The organism is Nocardia gamkensis NBRC 108242 (assembly GCF_001612985.1).
Taxonomy (GTDB): Bacteria; Actinomycetota; Actinomycetes; order Mycobacteriales; family Mycobacteriaceae; genus Nocardia; species Nocardia gamkensis.
The window spans coordinates 1-4,092 of sequence record NZ_BDBM01000098.1 but is presented as its reverse complement, the minus strand read 5'-3'; the positions used below and the strand labels follow the sequence as shown (position 1 = coordinate 4,092).

The 4,092-nt window shown below is 68.3% G+C and carries 1 protein-coding gene; it reads left to right on the top strand.

Annotated features, from left to right (window positions below):
* Positions 1-4,092: non-ribosomal peptide synthetase (locus NG1_RS34745; RefSeq protein ID WP_157114423.1), on the top strand; the 4,092-nt coding region annotated here is incomplete at both ends.

The following is a 4,092-nucleotide window of genomic DNA, read 5'->3' as shown; positions in this document are numbered from 1 at the left end:
GTTGGAGGTGCAGTACGCCGATTACGCGTTGTGGCAGCGGGAGATCCTCGGCGCGGAGGATGATCCGGAGTCGTTGCTGGCCGCTCAGATCGGGTTCTGGCGCGAGCGGTTGGCGGGGCTTCCCGATCAGTTGGAGTTGCCTGCCGATCGGGCGCGTCCGGCGGTGGCGTCGCATCGTGGTGCGACTCTCGGGTTCGAGATCGACGCGCAGGTGCATGCGGGGTTGAGTCGGGTGGCCGCGCAGCACAACGCGACGTTGTTCATGGTGGTGCATGCGGCGTTGGCGGTGTTGCTGGCGCGGTTGTCGGGTAGCCGGGATATCGCGGTGGGTACGCCGGTGGCGGGGCGTGGTGAGGCGGCGCTGGATGATTTGATCGGCATGTTCGTCAACACGCTGGTGTTGCGCACCGATATCGATCCCGGTGTGCGGTTCGAGGAACTGCTGGGGGCGGTGCGTGCGGTGGATGTGGAGGCGTTCGGGCACGCGGATGTGCCGTTCGAACGTCTGGTGGAGTTGCTGGATCCGGTGCGGTCGGCGGGGCGGCATCCGTTGTTCCAGGTGATGTTGACCTTCCAGAACCTGGCGGTGTCGGAGTTGGAGTTGCCGGGGCTGTCGGTGTCGGGGGTGGATCTGGCCGTGGGGTTGGCGAAGTTCGATCTCCAGCTGGCGGTCGCGGAGAACAACGACCGTCACGGTGGCGCGCAAGGTTTGTCGGCGGCGTTCACCTACGCCACCGATCTGTTCGACACGGCGACGGTGCGTGATTTCGCCGACCGGTTCACCCGGATTCTGGCGGCGGTGGCCGCGGACGCGTCGGTGGTGGTGGGGGATATCGATGTGCTGGCCCCGGGCGAGCGCGAGCTGGTGTTGCACGAGTGGTCCACCCCGGGCACGATCGTGCCGGAAGTGACGCTGGTGGAGGTCATCGCCACCCAAGCCCGCACCCGCCCCGACGCCGTCGCGATCCGTTGCGGTGATACCAGCCTGACGTTCGGGCAGTTGCAAAGCCGCGCCAACCAGGTCGCTCGGGCGTTGATCGCTCAGGGCGCGGGCCCGGAATCGGTGGTGGCGGTGGCGATGCCGCGCACCGAGGAACTACCGGTCGCCCTGTTGGGTGTGTTGACCGCCGGTGCGGCGTATCTGCCGATCGACACGACTTATCCGGTGCAGCGGCTGGAGTTCATGCTCGAAGACGCCGCCCCTGTCTGCATCCTGACCACCGCCACCGAGCGGGAATCGCTACCCGCGGGCAATATTCCGGTCCTCCTGCTGGAGGACACCACCGGCTACGACGACGCACGCGTCCGCAACCGCGAACGTGTGGTGCCACTGCGTCCGGACAACCTGGCGTATGTCATCTACACCTCCGGCTCCACCGGTGTGCCCAAGGGTGTGGGGGTCGCGCATCGCAACGTGGTCGAGTTGTTCGCCAACACCCAGTCGCTGTTCGAGTTCGACGAAACCGATGTGTGGACACTGTTCCACTCCTTCGCGTTCGACTTCTCGGTGTGGGAACTGTGGTGCGCGCTGGCCACCGGCGGCACCGTCGTCGTGGTCGACTACCTCACCTCCCGCTCGCCGGAACAGTTCCGCGAACTGCTGATCCGCGAACAGGTCACCGTCCTCAACCAGACCCCTTCGGCCTTCTACCAGCTCGCCGAGGCCGACCGCGCCGCGCGCCCGGACGAGCAGGGCGAACTCGCGCTGCGCTACGTCGTGTTCGGCGGTGAGGCACTGGATCTGCGCCAGTTGCAGCGCTGGTACGAGCGCCACCCGGTGGACGCGCCGTGGCTGGTGAACATGTACGGCATCACCGAGACCACGGTGCACGTGTCCTACCTGTCGCTGGATGAGCAGATGGCGGACAACCCGGCCAGCGTGATCGGACGCGCCATCCCCGGCTTGGACGCGTACGTGCTCGACGACCGGCTCAACCCCGCGCCGGTCGGCGTCGCCGGAGAGATCTACGTCGCGGGCGCTCAGCTCTCCCGCGGCTACCTCGGCCGTCCCGGCCTGGCCGCTACCCGCTTCGTCGCCAATCCCTTCGGTGCGCCGGGTTCGCGGATGTACCGCTCCGGCGATATCGGCCGGTGGGTGGGTCTGGGTGGCCTGGCCACCCTCGAGTACGCCGGGCGTGGGGATCAGCAAGTCCAACTGCGTGGGTTCCGTATCGAGTTGGGGGAGATCGAGGCGGCGTTGCTGCGGTGTCCGGGGGTGAGTCAGGCGGTGGTGATGGTGCGTGCCGACGAGCACGCCGGTGACCGCTTGGTCGGGTACGTGGTACCCGATGCCGGGACGAGTTCGGATCCGTCGGTGCTGCGTCGGCAGGTCGCGGAGTTCTTGACCGGTTACATGGTGCCCGACGCGATCGTGGTGCTGGACGTTCTGCCGTTGACCCCGAACGGGAAACTCGACCGCCGCGCGCTACCGGCCCCGCAGGTCGACAGTGCCGTCGCGTTCCGGGCGCCGGGTTCACCGGTGGAGCAGGCCGTGGCCGAGGTGTTCGCCGGACTGCTCGGCGCCAGCGAGGTCGGGCTCGACGACGACTTCTTCGCCTTGGGCGGCAACTCGCTGCTGGCCACCCGGGTGGTCGCCCGCATCAACGAAGCCCTCGACGCGAACGTGGTGGTACGCGAACTGTTCGAAGCACCCACCGTGGCCGCGCTGGCCGCGCGGGTGGTGCCCGGCGCCGGCGGCGGCACCCGCCCGCGCCTGACCCGCACCGAACGCGACCAACCGATCCCGCTGTCACTGGCCCAGCAACGGATGTGGGTCCTCAACCAATTCGACCCCACCTCCCCCGCCTACAACATCCCCATGGCCATCCGCCTGCACGGCGCCCTGGACGTGTCCGCGCTGCGCTACGCCCTCGCCGACGTCCTCGAACGCCACGAATCCCTCCGCACCCGCTACCCCGCCAGCGGACCCGGCGGACTGCCGTTCCAGCAGATCCTCACCGTCGACCAAGCACTACCCACCGGACTGGAACTGGTCACCACCGACGACCCCCTCACCCCCATCACCGAGCTGATGCTCACCGGATTCGACGTCACCGAGCAAGTCCCCGTCCGCGCCCTACTCGCCGAAACCAGCCCCGATGAACACCTGCTGGCGATGGTCGCCCACCACATCGCCGCCGACGGCGCCTCCATGGCCCCCCTGGCCCGCGACCTGGTCACCGCCTACCTCGCCCGCATCGGCGGCAACTCCCCCCGCTGGGCGCCCCTGGAAGTGCAATACGCCGACTACGCCATCTGGCAACGCCACGTCATCGGCACCGACGACGACCCCACCTCCGTCGCCGCCCGCCAACTCGCCTACTGGCGCACCCAACTCCACGGCCTCACCGGCGAGGCCGAACTACCCCTGGACCGCCCCCGCCCCCCGATCCCCTCGATGCGCGGAGCCAACACCGGATTCGGGCTGCCCCCCGAGATCCACCACGCCCTCACCGAACTGGCCCGCGAGCACAACTGCACCCTGTTCATGGTCATCCACGCCGCCCTCGCGGTCCTACTCGCCCGCCTCACCGGCGACGCGGACGTCGCGATCGGCACCCCCATCGCCGGCCGCGGCGAACGCGCCCTCGACGACCTGGTCGGCATGTTCGTCAACACCCTCACCCTGCGCACCCGCGTCGAAGCCGCCATGAGCTTCACCGAACTCATCGACCGCGCCCGCGAAACCGACCTCGCCGCCTTCGCCAACGCCGACATCCCCTTCGAACGCGTCGTCGAAATCGTCGCCCCCGCCCGCGCCACCACCCACACCCCCCTGTTCGGGGTCGTCCTGTCATTCCAGAACAACGAACAACCCACCCTCCGGCTACCCGGGCTCACCATCACCGCCCTCGACACCGGCACCGTCGCAGCCAAATTCGACCTCCAAGTCAACATCCACCCCCACCACCACCACGACGGCACCCCCGCCGAACTCGACACCATCTTCACCTACGCCACCGACCTATTCGACGAAACCACCATCCAAACCCTCGGCCACCGCCTCCACCGCATCCTCACCACCATCGCCACCAACCCCCACACCCCCATCGGCGACATCGACATCCTCGACCCAACCGAACGGGAACGGAT